The organism is Streptomyces sp. NPDC048696 (assembly GCF_043198895.1).
Classification (GTDB): Bacteria; Actinomycetota; Actinomycetes; order Streptomycetales; family Streptomycetaceae; genus Streptomyces.
This window is the reverse complement of sequence record NZ_JBICVJ010000008.1, coordinates 203,400-219,347: the sequence shown is the minus strand read 5'-3', so window position 1 is coordinate 219,347 and position 15,948 is coordinate 203,400. Positions and strand designations below refer to the sequence as shown.

At 73.2% G+C, this 15,948-nt stretch carries 11 protein-coding genes; 8 read left to right on the top strand and 3 right to left on the bottom strand.

Translation table 11 applies throughout. The features are described 5' to 3' along the window. Positions 1-49 precede the first annotated feature (49 nt). The gene (locus tag ACGFRG_RS19040) at positions 50-1,252 is read right to left on the bottom strand and encodes a M6 family metalloprotease domain-containing protein (RefSeq protein WP_393265249.1); all 1,203 of its coding nucleotides are present in this window, start codon (positions 1,250-1,252) and stop codon (positions 50-52) included. Positions 1,253-1,353: 101 nt separating this feature from the next. On the opposite strand from ACGFRG_RS19040, the gene ACGFRG_RS19035 reads away from it, so the two are divergent. From ACGFRG_RS19035 to ACGFRG_RS19020, 4 genes are all read left to right on the top strand, one after another. Beyond that, positions 1,354-2,325 carry a LysR family transcriptional regulator gene (locus tag ACGFRG_RS19035; RefSeq protein WP_393265246.1) on the top strand — a complete coding sequence of 324 codons (972 nt, stop codon included), beginning with the start codon at positions 1,354-1,356 and terminating at the stop codon, positions 2,323-2,325. A gap of 70 nt (positions 2,326-2,395) precedes the next feature. After that, positions 2,396-3,064: a response regulator transcription factor gene (locus ACGFRG_RS19030; RefSeq protein WP_361422082.1), complete on the top strand. Its 669-nt coding sequence runs from the start codon at positions 2,396-2,398 to the stop codon at positions 3,062-3,064. 20 nt (positions 3,065-3,084) lie between these two features. Continuing rightward, positions 3,085-3,720, top strand: coding sequence for a DUF4255 domain-containing protein (locus ACGFRG_RS19025; protein ID WP_393265243.1), 636 nt, complete (start codon positions 3,085-3,087; stop codon positions 3,718-3,720). After that, positions 3,717-5,696, top strand: a complete 1,980-nt coding sequence (locus ACGFRG_RS19020) for an AAA family ATPase (RefSeq protein ID WP_393265240.1) — start codon at positions 3,717-3,719, stop codon at positions 5,694-5,696. The genes ACGFRG_RS19025 and ACGFRG_RS19020 overlap by 4 nt, the downstream gene beginning before the upstream one ends. A gap of 130 nt (positions 5,697-5,826) precedes the next feature. Here the strand turns inward: ACGFRG_RS19020 and ACGFRG_RS19015 are convergent, their stop codons facing one another. Together ACGFRG_RS19015 and ACGFRG_RS19010 are read right to left on the bottom strand one after the other, a co-directional pair. Beyond that, positions 5,827-7,419 (bottom strand): peptidoglycan-binding protein, encoded by a 1,593-nt coding sequence (locus ACGFRG_RS19015; RefSeq protein WP_393265238.1) that lies wholly within the window; start codon positions 7,417-7,419, stop codon positions 5,827-5,829. Between the two features lie 45 nt (positions 7,420-7,464). Continuing rightward, positions 7,465-10,617, bottom strand: coding sequence for a BTAD domain-containing putative transcriptional regulator (locus ACGFRG_RS19010; RefSeq protein ID WP_393265236.1), 3,153 nt, complete (start codon positions 10,615-10,617; stop codon positions 7,465-7,467). Positions 10,618-10,907: 290 nt separating this feature from the next. On the opposite strand from ACGFRG_RS19010, the gene ACGFRG_RS19005 reads away from it, so the two are divergent. The 4 genes from ACGFRG_RS19005 to ACGFRG_RS18990 all read left to right on the top strand — a co-directional run bounded on the left by ACGFRG_RS19005 (position 10,908) and on the right by ACGFRG_RS18990 (position 13,576). Continuing rightward, positions 10,908-12,479: a phage tail sheath subtilisin-like domain-containing protein gene (locus ACGFRG_RS19005; RefSeq protein ID WP_393265233.1), complete on the top strand. Its 1,572-nt coding sequence runs from the start codon at positions 10,908-10,910 to the stop codon at positions 12,477-12,479. A gap of 64 nt (positions 12,480-12,543) precedes the next feature. Beyond that, positions 12,544-12,987 (top strand): phage tail protein, encoded by a 444-nt coding sequence (locus ACGFRG_RS19000; protein WP_188271984.1) that lies wholly within the window; start codon positions 12,544-12,546, stop codon positions 12,985-12,987. Beyond that, positions 12,987-13,421 carry a hypothetical protein gene (locus tag ACGFRG_RS18995; RefSeq protein ID WP_393265229.1) on the top strand — a complete coding sequence of 145 codons (435 nt, stop codon included), beginning with the start codon at positions 12,987-12,989 and terminating at the stop codon, positions 13,419-13,421. Before ACGFRG_RS19000 ends, ACGFRG_RS18995 begins: the two co-directional genes overlap by 1 nt. Further along, positions 13,418-13,576: a DUF6760 family protein gene (locus tag ACGFRG_RS18990; RefSeq protein WP_188271982.1), complete on the top strand. Its 159-nt coding sequence runs from the start codon at positions 13,418-13,420 to the stop codon at positions 13,574-13,576. The genes ACGFRG_RS18995 and ACGFRG_RS18990 overlap by 4 nt, the downstream gene beginning before the upstream one ends. Positions 13,577-15,948: the final 2,372 nt, after the last annotated feature.

Sequence of the window (15,948 nt, the reverse complement as noted above, 5' to 3'; positions counted from 1 at the left end):
GGGGTGCCCCGGCTTCCTTCAAGGGAGCCGGGGCACAACTGCGTCTGCCTCACCAGGACTTGGTGACCCGGACGGTCTCGCCGTAGCCGTCGGCGCTCAGCACGTCGATCCGTACGCCCGCCGCCGCGTCGGTGAACGACTCACCGGCCCAGAAGGGGGCGTCGTCCAGGGGACGGCAGCCGCTCGGCGGTGTGGCGTCCGGCTTGGCGTCCATCACCCGGATCGGCCCCTGACCGGTGGGGACCGAGGTGTCCACCCGGTAGACCAGGGCGCCGGTCGAGCACAGGCCGCTGTCGCCGTGGACGGCACGCCGGGACTCCACGACGTACGCGGTGGTGGGGCCGGTGGGGACGACGGCCATCTTGGTGCCGCTGCCGTACTCGACCGCCGTCAGATACACGGTGTCGCTGCCCTCCGAGGCGCGGCAGCGGACCTGGTCGTCGCCGGTCCAGCCCAGCTTCCAGGACTGCCAGGCGAAGTACTGCGGCCCGGCGCCGCCGATCAGCCCCATGAGGTCCCAGCCGCCGATGAAGCGGTGCGCGTCGCTGCCCGCGTCGAAGGCGTACAGGTCGGGCAGGCCGAAGGTGTGGGCGGTCTCGTGGTCCACCAGCTTGGGTCCCCAGTGCCACATGTCCTGGCCGAAGGTGACGGCCCATCTGATCCGGTGGCCGTCGGCCACGACTCCGGCGGTGCCCGGGTCGTAGATGTAGGTGGGGGTGAAGGAGATCGCCGACGCGTTGCGGGTCGGGACGACGTAGACGAGGTCGTAGCGCGAGAAGTCCACCTGGGGGTCGGCCACCGCGACCGCGTCCCTGACGTATGCCTCGTGGGCTTCGTGCGACAGGCCGCGCGCGAAGCCGTACTCGGTGGAGGCATGCGGCATCCGCACCCAGTGCCGGTACTGGGCGATGGCGAGCCAGGCCTTGCCGTACGAGGCGTTCCACAGCCAGTCCGCGCCGGGGGTGAGCTGGGCCGAGTCGTCGGCGGGGGTCTCGGTGGCGGGGGCGTCGGGGAAGTCCACGAAGATCATGGCGACTTTGACGGTGCCGGTGGCGCGCTGGAACACGGAGTGGTCCGTGTCGTGGCCCTCGTCCATCCAGCCGGTGGTGCCGCGCAGCGCGCAGGCCGAGGCCGGGTCGGCCTGCGCGCCGGCCGCGTGGGCGGGCGTTCCGGCGATCAACAGGAGCAGCGCGGCGATCAACGGCACGAAGAGCACGGCATGGTGGGGCCGCGCGGCGTGGGTGCGTATCACAGGGTCACAACCTCTCGATGTATGGCGTGTGACATTTCACATAAGATTGGAGTGGCCGAGGGCCTGTCCGAAAGCTGTCGCCGCTCCATAACATCCGCGCCATGGATCTGGAGGTACGGCATCTGCGCGTGGTGTGCGCGATCGCCGAGGCGGGCAGCCTGACGCGGGCCGCCGCCTCGCTGCGCATGACCCAGCCGGGACTCAGCGCCCAGCTGCGCCGCATCGAGACGATGCTCGGCGGGGCGCTGTTCGACCGGCGGCACGCGGGCGCGCTGCCCAGCCCCTTCGGCGAGCTGGTCCTGGAACGCGCCCGCGCCGTGCTGCCCGGCATCGACGGGCTGCTCGCCGACACCGCCCGGGCCGCCCGGCGGATGGCCGCGGCCGACCGGCTGCGCGTCGGCTCGGTCGGCGCCCCGCTGCTCGGCCATCTCCTGCTCGCAGTCAAGGAGTTGCTGCCCGAGGCGGAGGTGACCTCGCGCTGCCAGTACTCCCCCGCCGCGCTCCTGGACGACCTGGCGGCGGACCGGCTGGAAGCGGCGGTCCTCGGCGACCACCCCGACCAGGAGCTGCCGCCGCGCGAGGGCGTGGCGCTTCATCCCATCGTCAGCGAACCGGTTTTCGCGCTGCTGCCCGCCGCCCATCCGCTCGCGGCGCGCGAGGAGGTCTCGCTGGCCGAGCTGGTGCGGGAGGACTGGGCGGTGCCGCGCCCCGACGGCGACCGCACCCGCGAATACTGGTCGTCCGTCTGCGCCCTGACGGGCCGCAGCCCGTTCACCCCGTACGAGGCCGAGGGGCGCCAGCTGGTCGAGATCGTCCGGGCGGGGCTCGCGGTCAGCCTCTGCCAGGCCACCTTCATCGAGGCCCCGGGGACCGTGGTGCGCCCGCTGGCCGGAAATCCCTTGCGGTACCGGCACATTCTGGCCTGGCACCACGACGGTCCGCTCGCGGCGCACGGCGCCGAGATCCTGCGCCGCGTCACCGACGGCTATCTGGCGACCTCTGCCACCAGCCCCGTGTACGCCCGCTGGCGGCGGCTGAACCCCGGTGCCGCGCCCGGCCTTAACGTTCATTGACTCGCTGTTGATTCACCCCGGCCAACCTGTGCACACCAACACGTACACAGCCGAAAGGGACCGGATACTCGTGATCAACAAGCGTGTCAGGGTGACCGTGCACGCCTCCGACCCGGTGAGCCGGGCCGGGGCCATGAGCCACCTCCAGCACCAGCCGACCGTAGAGGTGATCCACGACTCCTGCGGGCCGCTGGACCAGAACGTGCGGCCGGGCGAGCGGGCGGTCACGGTGATGCTGGTCGACCAGGTCGACGAGCCGGTCTCCGCCGATCTGCGGCGTGTGGTGCGCGGCGGTGAGCAGCGGGTGGTCCTGGTCGCCCGCGAACTGCGCGAGTCGGATCTGCTCACCGTGGTGGAGTGCGGCGTGCGCGCCATCCTGTGGCGCCACCAGGCCACCGAGCAGCGCCTCCTCAAAGCGGTGCACAGCGCCGCGCGGGACGAGGGCGAGCTGCCGCCCGACCTGCTCAGCCGACTCCTCACCCAGGTGGGACGGCTGCGCCGCACGGAGTCGGCCCTGGCCACCGGCTCCGGGGGCCCCGCGCCCGTCCTGGGCATGGCACCGCGCGAGGTGGACGTGCTGCGCCTGGTCGCCGAGGGCCTGGACACCCGGCAGATCTCCGAGAAACTCGCCTATTCGGAGCGGACCGTCAAGAACATCCTGCACGCGCTGATGACCCGGTTGCAGCTGAGCAATCGCGCGCACGCCGTCGCGTACGCGCTGCGCGAGGGCTACATCTAGACCGACGGGGAACGAGTTCCATGATTCACGAGATCGACGAGGCGCTGCGGCGCCTCCTGCGCGGTGGCGCACTGCCCGAGGGCACCGGCGAGGTCGTCTTCGAGGCACCGACCCGCGACTGGGCGGCCAGGCGCAACACACCGACGCTCAACGCCTATCTGTACGACATCCGCGAGGACGTGGCCCGCCGTGAGCGCGGCGCGTACGCCGAGCGGGACGAGAACGGCGTGGTGCTGCGCCGCCGCCAGCCGCCGCGCTGGTTCCGGCTCTCCTACCTGCTCACCGCCTGGACGAGCCGTCCCGAGGACGAACACCGGCTGCTCTCGGGCGCGCTGGCCTGTCTGCTGCCGCACGAGATGCTGCCGCAGGACTCGGTGCCGGACGCGCTCGCAGCCTACCGGTCGGGGATCCCGCTCACCGTCGCCGTGCCACCGGCCGAGTCGCGCTCGCTGGCCGACATCTGGTCGGCGCTCGGCGGCGAGCTGAAGCCGTCGCTCGACGTGGTGATCACCACGCCGTTCCCGGTCACCCCGGTGTACGAGGTGGCGCCCCCGGTCACCGACGCGATGGTCACGGTGCGCGGACGCGACGGGGTGCCGGGCGACTCCCGGCCCCGGACGCTGCGCACCGGCACCCGGCGGGAGGCCGCCAAGTGAGCGTCGCGGCAAAGGAGTTGCTGACCGGCCTCGAAGAGCTCCGGCAGGCGGTCGCCGCCCGGGTCGCCGCGCGTTCGGCCGACGACCCGACGGCCGACGACCCGATGCGGGGCCTGTTCGTCACGGCGCGGACCGCGGCGCGCCTCGCCGCCGAACCGGTGGAGCACAGCGCGTCGGAGCCGGTCGGCCACGGCCCGGCGGGCTCCCGGATGGCCGCCCTGGTACGGGGCTTCGGCCTCACCGAGCTCGACGAGCGGATCCTGCTCGCCGCACTCGCCCCCGATGTGGACCGGCGGTTCGAGGCGCTGTACGGCTATCTCAACGACGACGTCGGCCGCCGCCGGGCCACGGTCGCCCTGACCCTGGAGCTGGCCGGGACGGGGCCGCACGACGCGGCGGCCCGCGCCCGGTTCCATCCGGCCGCGCCCCTGACCTCCGGCGGCCTGCTCGCCGTCGAGGACGAGGCCCGGCCGCTGCCCGGGCGGGCCGTACGGGTGCCGGAGCGCGTGGTGGCACATCTGCTCGGCGACGACACGCCGGACGCGGGGCTGCTGGACGCCGGGGTGGACGTGCTGGCGCCGGGCGGTCCGGCGGGCACCGGCCTGGCGGCCCGGGTCGCCGACTTCCCGCGCCCCGTCGCCGTGCATCTGCGCGAGCGCCGGGACGGCGGCGGGGCCGATGCCGTGGCGGCCGCGCTGCGCGGCGCCGGGCGGGCGGTCCTGCGCCACCGCCCCGACGACCACGCGGACGCCCGGATCGGGCGCGCGCTGCTGCGCGAGGCACGGCTTCGGGGCGCGGGGGCGGCGGTCGTCGTCGAACCGCTGCCGCCGTCGCCCGGGCCGCTGGTGCGGGCTCTGACCGCACAGCGCGATGTGACCGTGGTGTTCGCCGGTACGCAGGGTTACGACCCGGCCTGGGCGGCGCCCGAGGCCACGGTCGTCGCGCTGGAGGACGAGGTCGGCGCGGAGGACGTGCTCGCGGCCTGGCACCGCGAACTCCCCGGGTACGAGGGCGATCTGGCGGAGGCGACCGCCCCGTACCGCATCGGTGGTGAGCAGGCGCGGCGGGCCGCGCGGGCCGCATCGGTGCTGGCCGACTTCGAGGGCGCGCCGGTCGGGCTCAGCCATGTGCAGCGCAGTGCGCGGTTGCTGTCCACGCCCCTGCTCGGCCGCCACGCGCGACGGGTGCGGCCCGCCGTGGGCTTCACGGACCTGGTGCTGCCGGACGAGCCGCTCGGCATGCTGGAGGAACTGGTCGGCCGCGCCCGCCACCGCGACCGGGTGCTCGGCGAGTGGCGGCTGCGCACCGGCGGCGGGCGCGGACGCGGGGTGATCGCGCTGTTCGCCGGGGACTCCGGCACCGGCAAGACCCTCGCGGCGGAGGTCGTGGCGGGCGAACTGGGCCTGGACCTGTATGTGGTCGACCTGTCCTCGGTCGTCGACAAATACGTGGGCGAGACCGAGAAGAACCTGGAGCGGATCTTCACCGAGGTCGACCGTACGGACTCGGTGCTGCTCTTCGACGAGGCGGACGCGGTGTTCGGCAAACGCTCCGAGGTCAAGAGCTCGCACGACCGCTACGCCAACCTGGAGAGCGCGTATCTGCTCCAGCGTCTGGAGGCGTTCGACGGGATCGCCGTGCTGACCACCAATCTGCGGGCCAACATCGACGAGGCGTTCACCCGCAGGCTCGACGTGGTGGTCGACTTCCCGTTCCCCGACGCCGCGTTGCGGGCCCGGCTGTGGCGCTCGTGTCTGGCCTCCGCGCCGCGGGATCCGGCCCTGGACGCGGATCTGGAGCTGTGCGCCAAGGAGTTCGAGCTGGCGGGCGGCGCGATCCGGGCGGCCGCGGCGACCGCCGCCTACCTGGCGGCGGCCCGGGGCGACGTGGTGACCTCGGCGGACGTCCGGTCCGGGGCGCGCCGCGAGTACGTGAAGTCGGGACGGCTGGTGCCGGGGACGGGCTGGGCCCCGTAACGAGACGGCGTCTGCCGGGCCCGGCAATCACAGGTCGGCAGGCACCACTTATGGGCCCGGCAGACGCACCTCCGAAGGTGTCTGCCGGGCCCACTAACGTCCGCTAACGCCCCCCGGCGTACGGACGGTCTCAGCGCCCGGACTGGCCCGGTCCGTTGACGGAACCGCCGATCAGGCGCTTGATCGTGGTGGCGTCCGCCACTCCCGTCTGCGGCAGTCCCACCTGCCCCTGGTACGTCCTGACCCCGGACTTCATCGTGTCGTCGAACGGGATCGCCTCGCCGCCCCGCTGACCGTTCTTGAAGTAGTCGATGCCGGACCGGGCGTAGGTCCGGTCGCGGGTGAGGTCATTGGGGGAGATATGTGCCTGCATCGCCCACCACAGGGCCGCGCGCAACTTCGCCACCTGGTAGTTCTTCGACCCGTACGTGACGTCGGAGGGCCGGATGGCCTGGGCCCACAGCGAGCCGAGGGTGGCCCGGCCGAGGGTGCCGATCGCGTCCGTCCTCGTCAGCTGCATGCTGGTGCTCTTGTCGTGCATGACGGCCTGCTGGTAGCAGCGCAGCGAGGTGTCCGTGAGCTGGTCGATCACTCCGGCCGTCCAGCCCGGCTTGAGTTCACAGGCGTTGTTGAGGGTCGCCAGGCGGTACTGGGCGAACTTCACGATGTCGTCGGCCTGGTAACCCTTCTGCCACGGCGGCCCGGCCGGCGCGCCGGCCTTCGGGGCGGGCGCGGTCCTGGGCGGCGGGGGAACCACCGGCGGGCCGCCCCCGGCCTCGGCGCCACCACCACCTCCGCCGCCTCCACCAGCGCCGTCACCGCCGCCGGATCCGCCGCCCGTGTCCGAGGCCGGAGGCGGCGGGGCGGCCGCACCACCGGGCGGGGGCGGCGAGGGCGGCGCCTGCCCCAGCGGGGTCTCGGCGCCCTGCGGGACCGGCTGCGGACTGGCACCGGCCGCCTGGGCCTCACCGGTGGAGCTGCCGAACTTGGGCGCGAACCCGAACCAGAACACGGCGAACGCGACCGCCGCCGCGACCAGCACACTGCCGCTCGCCAGCAGCCAGCGCGGCAGCACCGGCCGCTGCTCGAAGCCGCCGGACAGGTCGTGGCCGCGCTCGTCGCCGGAGCGGCGCACCGAGACGGTCATCTTGTGCTGCTCGGCCGTGCCCCGCCACCGCACCTGCTGCGGCCGTACGGTCAGTTCGGCGAAGGAGACACGGCCCGGGGCGACCTGGACCGCGTTGGGCGCCATGTCGAAGGTGAGGCGGTTGCTCTCGTCACGGACCGTCAGGGACGCGGTCAGCGGGGCGTTGCCGAGGTTGTCGACGGCGATCTTGGCCCGGCCCCGGAAACGGCCGATCAGATTGGGCGGCAGCAGTTCGGCGCGTATCTCCACGAACGGCGCGACGGTGACCTGTCCTTCCAGCACGTCGCGCAGGTCCGGGTGGTCACGGGGTTCGACCCTGACGCCGTACGGGGTGGGGCCGGCCGGTGCGTCGGGCGAGCGCGGGGGCGCGAAGGAGATCTCGGCGGTGCCCTCGGTGCCCGGGTACAGGCGCAGGGTGTCCGGTTCGATACGGGACCAGCCGGCCGGTGTGCCGACGACCGACAGGCGGTACTCCTCGACGGTGTCTCCGGTGTTGCGCACCCGCAGCCGCGCGGTGGCCCGCCCTCCCGGATCGAGGGCGACGGCGGCGGGATCCAGGGACGTCCACATGCTCATGTGGGAAGGCTAGGAGGCGCGCCCCTTCGCTCCCTAGCCCGAAAGTCACTGTCCAGGGGCAGCGCTCAGTGCCCCCGCATACCGTGTGGCGCTGCGGGCGACCGGCTCGACCCGCGTCCGGGTCGGCGGTGTCCGCGCCGGCGGCGCCCCGGCCACCTCGTCCGCCTCGGCCGCGCCGCACGCGCGCAGCATCCGGTTCGCGGTGCGCAGCGAGTCCAGCGCGCTGAGGGCGGGGACTTCGCCGAGCGCGAGCAGCGCCCGGCTACGGGCCGCGAGGGCCAGCCCCCGACAGTACGGATCGCCCACCGGGCCCTCCAGGCTCAGCGCCTGCGTCGCGCAGGCCGCCGCCTCGCCGGGCCGGTCCCCGTCCAGTGCGCAGTACGCGAGCCGGGCCCAGGCGAGCGCCTCCCAGCGCGGGCTGCCGGTGCGCTGGTGGTGCTGGCGGGACTCGCGCAGATGGGCGGCCGCGCGGGCGGGCCGACCGGCGGACAGAAGGGCGCATCCCACGTGGTAGAGCACATGCCCGAGGGCGATCGGGTCCGCCAGTTCACGCGCCAGGCACAGCGCCTCGTCGATGGCCTCCTCGGCCTTCTCCGTCTCGCCGAGCACCATGCGGACACGGGCGATCGAGGCGAGGGCCCGTGCCTCCTCGGTCCGCGCGCCGAGCGCCGCGAACCGCTCGCGGGCTTCCGCGTAAAGGGGCAGTGCCTCGTTCGGTCGCCCCAACACCCCTAGCGCCAGGCCGAGTTCAAAGGTCGCCGCCGCCTGACTCAGCCGGTCGCCACAGGCTTCGGCGTGCCGCAGGGCCTGGCGCAGCATGCGTGCGGTGCGCGCGAAGCCGTGCGGGCCGGTCGGCGGCACGGCGGCGAGTACGCGCAGGGCGCGTCCCGCCGCCGGCTGATCGCCCCGGCGGTGGGCGGCCGCGAGCGTGAGCCGTGCCGGGTCGGCGAGCTCGCGGCAATGGGCGGTGCCGAGGGCCAGGTGTGTCCAGCCGGTGAGCAGGTCGACCACGGGCCGGATCGGCATCTGCTCCTCCGCGCTCTCCCGCACCGCCTGCTCGACGACGGCCCTGATCAGCGGATGGGCCTCGCGCAGCCACGCCATGGCCCGGTCCGCGTCGGTGGGCCACGCCCCCGACTGCTCCGGTGCGTACAGCAGTTCCGGCACGACGCTGAGCGGTCGCGTACGCGCGATGGCGTTGCGCACTCCGGCGAGGGTGTGTTCGACGAGGCGGCGCAGGGCGGCGGGGCGCTCGGCGGCGTCCGGGGAGCCGTCGAGCCGGTGGCGGGCGAAGGCACGGAAGGGGCGGGGGAAGCTGTAGCGGTCCATGCCGTGCTGGCCGTCGTGGGCTACCAGATGGTGGGATGCCAGGTCACGGGCTTCCCGGTTGCGGGTTGTCCAGTCGTGGGATTCCCGGTCGTGGGTTTGCCGGTCGTGGGTTTCCAGCAGGCCCGCCTCCGCCAGGGTGCGCAGAGCCTGTACGGCTTGGGGCTCGGCCACCGCGAGGAGCGCGGCCACGGTGTCCGGAGCGAAGACTGGCACCTCGACAGTGGACATCAACCGGAACGCGCGGGCCGCGACCGGGTCCAGGGCCTCGTAACAGCGCTGGAGCACCGCCTCGACGCCGGTGCCGTCCACGTGCTGCCGCACCGCGTCCGCGAGCGGCAGGTCCGGGCGGGCCGCGAGGTGCGAGGCGGCGATCCGTACCGCCAGCGGCAGCCCGTCGCACAGCGCCGTCAGTTCGCGGGCCGCCTCCGGCTCCCGGCCGACCCGGTCGGCCCCGGCGACCGCCCCGAGCAGGGCCGATGCCTCTTCCTCGGCCAGCCCTGCGACGTTCACATGCCGTGCCCCCGGCGGGGTCAGGGTGTGCGAGCGGCTGGTGATCAGCACCGCGCAGCCGGGTCTTTCGGGGAGCAGGGGGCTCACCTGCGCCATGTCCCTGACGTCGTCCAGAACGACGAGGACGCGCTGTCCGGCGAGCAGCGACCGGTACAGTGCGGCCCGTCGCTCCGCCCCCTCGGGCATGGCCTGCTCGGTGATGCCCAGCGACCGCAACATATGGCCCAGTGCGGCGACGGTATCGATGGGATCGGCGGTGCTGCCGCGCAGGCCGAGGTAGAGCTGCCCGCCGGTGAACGCGTCCCGTACCGCGTGCCCCACGTGCACGGCGAGCGCCGTCTTGCCGGACCCTACGACGCCCCCGATCACCCCGACTTCCGCGCTCTGTCCCTCGGCGGCTCGCTTGAGCAGTCCGCACAGGGCGGCGACGGCTTCCCGGCGGCCCACGAAGTCCGTGACATCCGGGGGGAGCTGGGCCACGCGTCTGAGCACGGCCGGAGCGGCAGTCCCGGGTGTGGCCGACCCCGTACGTACGGAGACGGCCGAGGCGGCGACGGGCTTCGGTGTGACGGCGGCGGGCAAACGTTTGGCGGGACCGAGCAGCCGGGTGTGGAGCGCGCTGAGCTCCGGGCCCGGTGTCGCTCCGAGTTCGCGCTGGAGCGTGCGGCGCGTCGCCTCGAACACCCCCAGAGCCTCGGCCTGACGGCCCTCGCGGTGCAGCGCCAGCATCAGCAGCGCCTGGGCGCGCTCGCGCAGCGGGTGTTCGGCGGCGAAGGCGCGCAGCGGCGCCACGGTCTCGGCCTGCCGGTCCAGGGCGAGGGCACAGTGGAAGTGCTCCTCGCGGGCGGTGAGCCACAGTTCGGTGAGCCGGTCGCGCTGGCGCTCGGCGTGCGGGCCGGGGAGCCCGGCGAGCGGGGTGCCCGCCCACAGTGTGAGCGCCGCCTCCAGCTCGCGGTGCGCGCCCAGCGCGTCGCCCCCGGTGCGCAGCCGCCCGGCCCCGGCGATGCGCCGCTCGAACTCGGCCGTGTCCAGTGCGCCGCGCGGCAGCCGCAGCACATAGCCGTCGTCCGCCGACATCAGGACGGTGGCCGTGGAGCGGGCCGGGCGCCCCGGCTCCAGCAGTGCGCGCAGCCGTGACACATAGGTGCGCAGGGTGCCGACCGCGCGCTGGGGCAGTCGCTCGCCCCACATCGCGTCGAGGAGTTCGGGCATCGAGACGGGACGGCTCTCGCGCAGCAGCAGTACGGCGAGCAGGGCGCGCTGCTGCGGCGGCCCGAGCGGCAGCAACTGCCCGCCGAGCTCCCCTTCGAACGCCCCCAGGAGCCGGAACCGCAGCCCGCCCTCGCCCGTGCCCGGCATGTACGCCCCACCTTTCCCTGTCGCCCTGCGGCCATCGGCCGTAATGTCGTGTGTCCAGCACCGCCCGCTACGCCGATGACCAGGGCAAACGCTACGCCCGTGGTCCGGCCGACCGACACTTCGGCCGGGTCCGTCCGGACACCCGCCGCTGCCCCTTGAGACGTCCGTACGTCCCTGTCGGTGCCACTGCGGGTGCGTAAAAATCATGGACAGACCGCACCGTCGGCGCCGTGCCACACCTGGCCGCGCCCGTGCGTCCCCCCTCATCACTCCTCGTGGGAGAACGCTGCATGCCCAACTACCTGTCCCCCGGCGTCTATGTCGAAGAAGTCGCCAGTGGCTCCCGCCCCATCGAAGGGGTGGGCACCTCTGTCGCCGGATTCGTCGGGCTCGCGCCCACCGGGCCGCTCAACGAGCCGACCCTGGTGACCAACTGGTCCCAGTACGTGGCCGAGTTCGGTGAGTTCACCGACGGGTACTACCTGGCGCACTCGGTGTACGGGTTCTTCAACAACGGCGGCACGGCGGCCTACGTGGTCCGGGTCGGCGGCACCGACGGCGGTACGGCCCAGGCGGCGCCGCAGACCGCCACGCCGCAGGCGCTCACCCCCGGTGAGTCCGTGGCGCTCGGCGCGTTCAAGGTGGCGGCCATCGCCCCGGGCGCGAACGGCGCGCTGACCGTCGAGGTGCAGGACATCGAGGGCGAGTCCGGCGGCGACCGGTTCAAGCTGGTGGTCAAGGACGGCGACACCGTCGTCGAGAGCTTCGACGTCAGCGCGAAGAAGTCGGCGCGCAACTTCGTCGTCACCCAGGTCAAGCAGCGCTCGAAGACCATCGTGCTCGAAGAGGCCGCCGCCGGTGGCCAGCTGACGAAGCCGGAAGCGCAGGCCGTGACCCTCACACCGCCCGTCGCCGCCGTGGCGGCCCAGACCGGCGCCGCGAGCGCCGCCGGTCTGGACACCGCCCGGTTCATCGGCGACTCCGCCGACCGCACCGGCTTCGGCGGTCTGGAGTCCCTTGACGAGATCAACACGGTCGCGGTGCCGGACCTGATGGCCGCGTACCAGCAGGGTCTCATCGACCTGGAGCAGGTCAAGGCGGTCCAGCTCGGGCTGGTCGCGCACTGCGAGCTGATGGGCGACCGGATGGCCGTCCTCGACCCGCCGCCCGGGCTCAACGCCCGTGACATCCGCAAGTGGCGCATGGACGTGGCCGGTTACGACTCGCGGTACGCGGCGCTGTACTACCCCTGGGTCAAGGTCTTCGACCCGGCCAGCGGCCAGACCCGGACCGTTCCGCCGTCCGGCCACATGGCCGGTATCTGGGCCCGCAACGACTCCGAGCGCGGTGTGCACAAGGCGCCCGCGAACGAGATCGTGCGCGGCGCCGTCGACCTGGAGCTCCAGATCACCCGTGGCGAGCAGGACCTGCTCAACCCGGTCGGCGTCAACTGCATCCGGGCCTTCCCGGGCCGTGGCATCCGTGTCTGGGGCGCCCGCACCCTCGCCTCCGACCCGGCCTGGCGCTATCTCAACGTACGCCGGTACTTCAACTACCTGGAGGAGTCGATCCTGATCGGCACCCAGTGGGTGGTGTTCGAGCCGAACGACCAGGCGCTGTGGGCCCGTATCCGCCGCAACATCTCCGCGTTCCTGGTCAACGAGTGGCGAGGCGGCGCGCTCTTCGGGCAGCGCCCCGAGGACGCCTTCTATGTGAAGTGCGACGAGGAGACCAACCCGCCGGAGTCCGTGGACCTCGGCCGCGTGGTCTGCGAAATCGGCATCGCGCCGGTCAAGCCCGCCGAGTTCGTGGTGTTCCGGCTCGCCCAGTTCTCGGGTGGCGGCGGCGAGCTGGAGGAGTAACAGCCGCTCCGCCCCACCCACCCGGTAGCCGTTTTTCGCTCACGATCAGGAGAAGTACCCCAGCATGTCGCTTCAGCCCGGTGACGCCCTCACCACCCATAATTTCGGCCTGCAGATCGACGGTGTCATGGTCGAGTTCCTGCAGGAGGTCAGCAGCCTCTCGATGGAACAGGACGTCATCGAGTACCAGCAGGTGTCCGCCGACGGCCGCCCCGTCATCAAGAAGCTGCCCGGCGTGAAGAAGGCCGGTGAGTGCACGGTGACCCGTGGCGCCACCCACTCTTCCGCGTTCTCCGAGTGGATCAAGACGTCCATCGACGGGAACATGGGCTCGGCCCGCAAGAACGCCACCATCATCATGATGGACTACATGAACAACCCGGTGAAGCGCTACCACATGCGCAACGCCTGGTGCACGAAGGTCGAGATCAGCGCGGTGAAGGCGGGCGACGCCTCGGCGATGACCGAGCAGGTCAACATCACCTTCGAAGAGCTGGTCATCGAGTAATGCGCCGCGAAGGTCCGGGGGCCGCGTCGGCCCCCTCCCCCTCCCCCGCCCCCTCGGTGGAACCGCTGCGCACGGAGTTCGAGTTCGAGCTGCCGCGCGGGTACGTGGACGAGTCCGGCACGGTGCACCGGGGCGGTGCGATGCGGCTGGCGACAGCCCGCGACGAACTCGTCCCGCTGCGGGACGTACGGGTGCGCGAGAACCCCGCGTATCTGTCGGTGGTACTGCTCGGCCGGGTCATCACCCGGCTCGGCACGCTCGCCAACGTCCACGACGGCACGGTGGAGAACATGTTCGCCTCCGACCTGGCCTTCCTCCAGGACTTCTACCGGCAGATCAACGCCGAGGGGCACACCCGGGCGGCCGTCGCCTGCCCGCACTGCGAGGAGTCCTTCGAAGTCGAGCTGGCCGGGAGCCGCCTGGGGGAATCGTGACGTACGCGGCCGACCGGATCGAGGAGGAGACCGCGTACCTCGCCTACCACTTCCACTGGGGCATGGACGCCATCCTGGACCTGGAGCACGCGGACCGGAGGGCGTACGTACGGCGGGTGGCGGCATTGGTGGAACAGGGCGAAGGGGAACGGTGACAGGGCATGGGGTTGTTCACACGCCGACGGGCACGTACGGAGCGGTCGGAGCAGTCGGCCGCGCCGCACCCCGCCGAGACGTCGGCTCCCGTCGGCCATGACCCCGGCTGGTCGGCCGCGCCGCCGGTCCAGCGGGTCCTCACCGCCCCGCGCCTGACCGCCGAGCCGACGTTCGGCGCCACCCTGGCCGCGCACCAACCCCTCTCCTTCGTACGGGAGTTGGGCCACTCGGTAAGCTCCTCGGCTCCGCACGGCGTACTGCGCGACGCCCTGACCCCGATCACGGGCCGCCCGACCGGGCTGCCGTTGCCGGCACTTCGACTGCCGGTGGCGGGCATTGTTCGGGGGGTTGCCGAAGTGGCTGAGCCGTTCGGGGCCGTGGGCTCCGCTGTACGTTCCGCAAGCGCGTCCCGTGCCGGGTCGAGTTCGGGGCCGGGTGTCCGCACGGGCAGCGGGGCGGGCCGTATGGACGGCGGGGCTGCGGCCGGACCGGCCGTCGGACCGGCTGCCGTTCAGCGGGCGGTCGCGCCGGGTCGCTCGGAGGGGGCGGCTGCGATGTCCCCCGAGCGAGCTCGGGTCCGGGACGCAGCCCCGGCGCCGAGTGTTGCGCCGCAGCGTCCGGCCACCCGTGTACCGGGTCGCCCAACTACGTCGGCCCCATCGGCCGAGCAGTCCGGCATCCAGCCACCGGGGGCTTCCACCGCTGCGGTGTCGCCGGATGGGCTCGCGATCCAGCAGGCGGCCGAGGCCGATGGCCCCGGCGTGCGGCGACCCGCCACCCCGCCCACATCCCCGCGCGCCGCAACACCCTCGGCGCAGCCCATCACCCCTGCCCGACCGGAGATTCAGCGGGCAGCGTCCAAGGACACCCCCCAGCGGACCGTCACCCCTGTGACGCCGCAGACCACCGAACCCACCCACGCCGAGACCCGGCAGACCGCGCACAGAAGCACCCCACCCGCTGTGCAGCGCGCAGCCGTGACGATGGCCCCACAGGTCGAAGCCCAATCGGGTATCCGGCCGACAGCACCCAACAGCACGTCACCCACAGGGCAGCGGACCACCACACCCACGACCCCGCAGGCCGGGCGCCCCTCCAAGCCTGCCCGCCCGGAGATTCGACACACCACGCCCGGCAACACCTCACCCACCACCCAGCGCACCGCCACACCCACCGCCCGGCAGAGCGAGCGGCCCACCCAGACTGCCCGCCCGGGCATTCAGCAAGCCACGCCCAGCACCCCTTCACCTGCCATCCAGCGGGCCACCACGCCCATGGCCCCGCAGGCCGAGCAACCCGCCGAACCCGCCCGCCCGGAGACCCGGCAGACCGCGCCCGGCAACACCTCACCCACCACCCAGCGCACCGCCACACCCACCGCCCGGCAGAGCGAGCGGCCCACCCAGACTGCCCACCCGGGCATTCAGACAGCCACGCCCAGCACCCCTTCACCTGCCATCCAGCGGGCCGTCGCACCTGCAACCCCGCAAGGGGCCGAGCCTGCCCGCCGGGTTAATGACCGGACCGCGCACACCACCACCTCACCCACCGTTCAGCGAGCCCTGACGTCCCCGACTCCGGAGGAGGCCGCACCCTCGATCCAGCGGGCCGCCACGCCTCGCGTTCCGCAGGTCGAGCAGGTCACGGCTCCTGCCCGCCGGGGGACTCCGCAGACCACTCCGCCCGCAGTTCGGCGGACCGCCACACCCCCGGCACCCCAGCCCCGCCAGCCCACCACACCTGACTCGCCCACCCCTAAGCGAGCCACCACGCCGGAAGCCTCGCGTTCCGCCGCACCCGCCCCGGGCAACCCTCGTCCGAGCGAGTCAACACCCCTTACCCCGGCCCCGATTCAGCGTGCAACCGCACACGCAACACCCGCCCCCACCCAGCTCCCCCTCACGCCTCGCCGCTCCGGGATCCAGCAAGCCGTCACGGCGGCGCACAGCAACCTGCCGTCGGACCATCCCGCGATCCAGCGTGCGAGCACCCCACCCCCGAGCCGGATCGAGCCTCCCCGCTCAACTCCCGTACCCCACAGCCATGTTCAGGCCCAGCCCCCGGCCCCCGCACCCCTCCAGTCCGACCGGCCCCAGCGGGCCGACGCCCCGCCCTCCGGACCCGGCACCGCACCTCCCGCCGCTCCAGTGGTTCAGCGCGCCACGACGCACTCTGTCGTTCCCAAGCCGCCCATACGCCCCTCCCTCCTATCCGCCCCGCGTCCTGTTCGGCCGACGCGGCGGATCTCCCCCGTCGGCGCGGTGCAGCCACCCGCGCCGACCCCAGACGTCCTCGCACCGGCTTCCCCCGCCGGTGCGAGGACTCCAGACCCCGTACCGGTCACACCGCAGGCCCCCGCCCCCGTACAGCG

Excerpts from the sequence above, each read along its gene's own strand:
- ACGFRG_RS18995 (WP_393265229.1), top strand. The coding sequence starts at position 12,987 with ATGCGCCGCGAAGGTCCGGGGGCCGCGTCGGCCCCCTCCCCCTCCCCC.
- ACGFRG_RS19005 (WP_393265233.1), top strand. The coding sequence starts at position 10,908 with ATGCCCAACTACCTGTCCCCCGGCGTCTATGTCGAAGAAGTCGCCAGT.
- ACGFRG_RS19000 (WP_188271984.1), top strand. The coding sequence starts at position 12,544 with ATGTCGCTTCAGCCCGGTGACGCCCTCACCACCCATAATTTCGGCCTG.
- ACGFRG_RS19015 (WP_393265238.1), bottom strand. The coding sequence starts at position 7,419 with ATGAGCATGTGGACGTCCCTGGATCCCGCCGCCGTCGCCCTCGATCCG.
- ACGFRG_RS19025 (WP_393265243.1), top strand. The coding sequence starts at position 3,085 with ATGATTCACGAGATCGACGAGGCGCTGCGGCGCCTCCTGCGCGGTGGC.
- ACGFRG_RS19035 (WP_393265246.1), top strand. The coding sequence starts at position 1,354 with ATGGATCTGGAGGTACGGCATCTGCGCGTGGTGTGCGCGATCGCCGAG.
- ACGFRG_RS19010 (WP_393265236.1), bottom strand. The coding sequence starts at position 10,617 with ATGCCGGGCACGGGCGAGGGCGGGCTGCGGTTCCGGCTCCTGGGGGCG.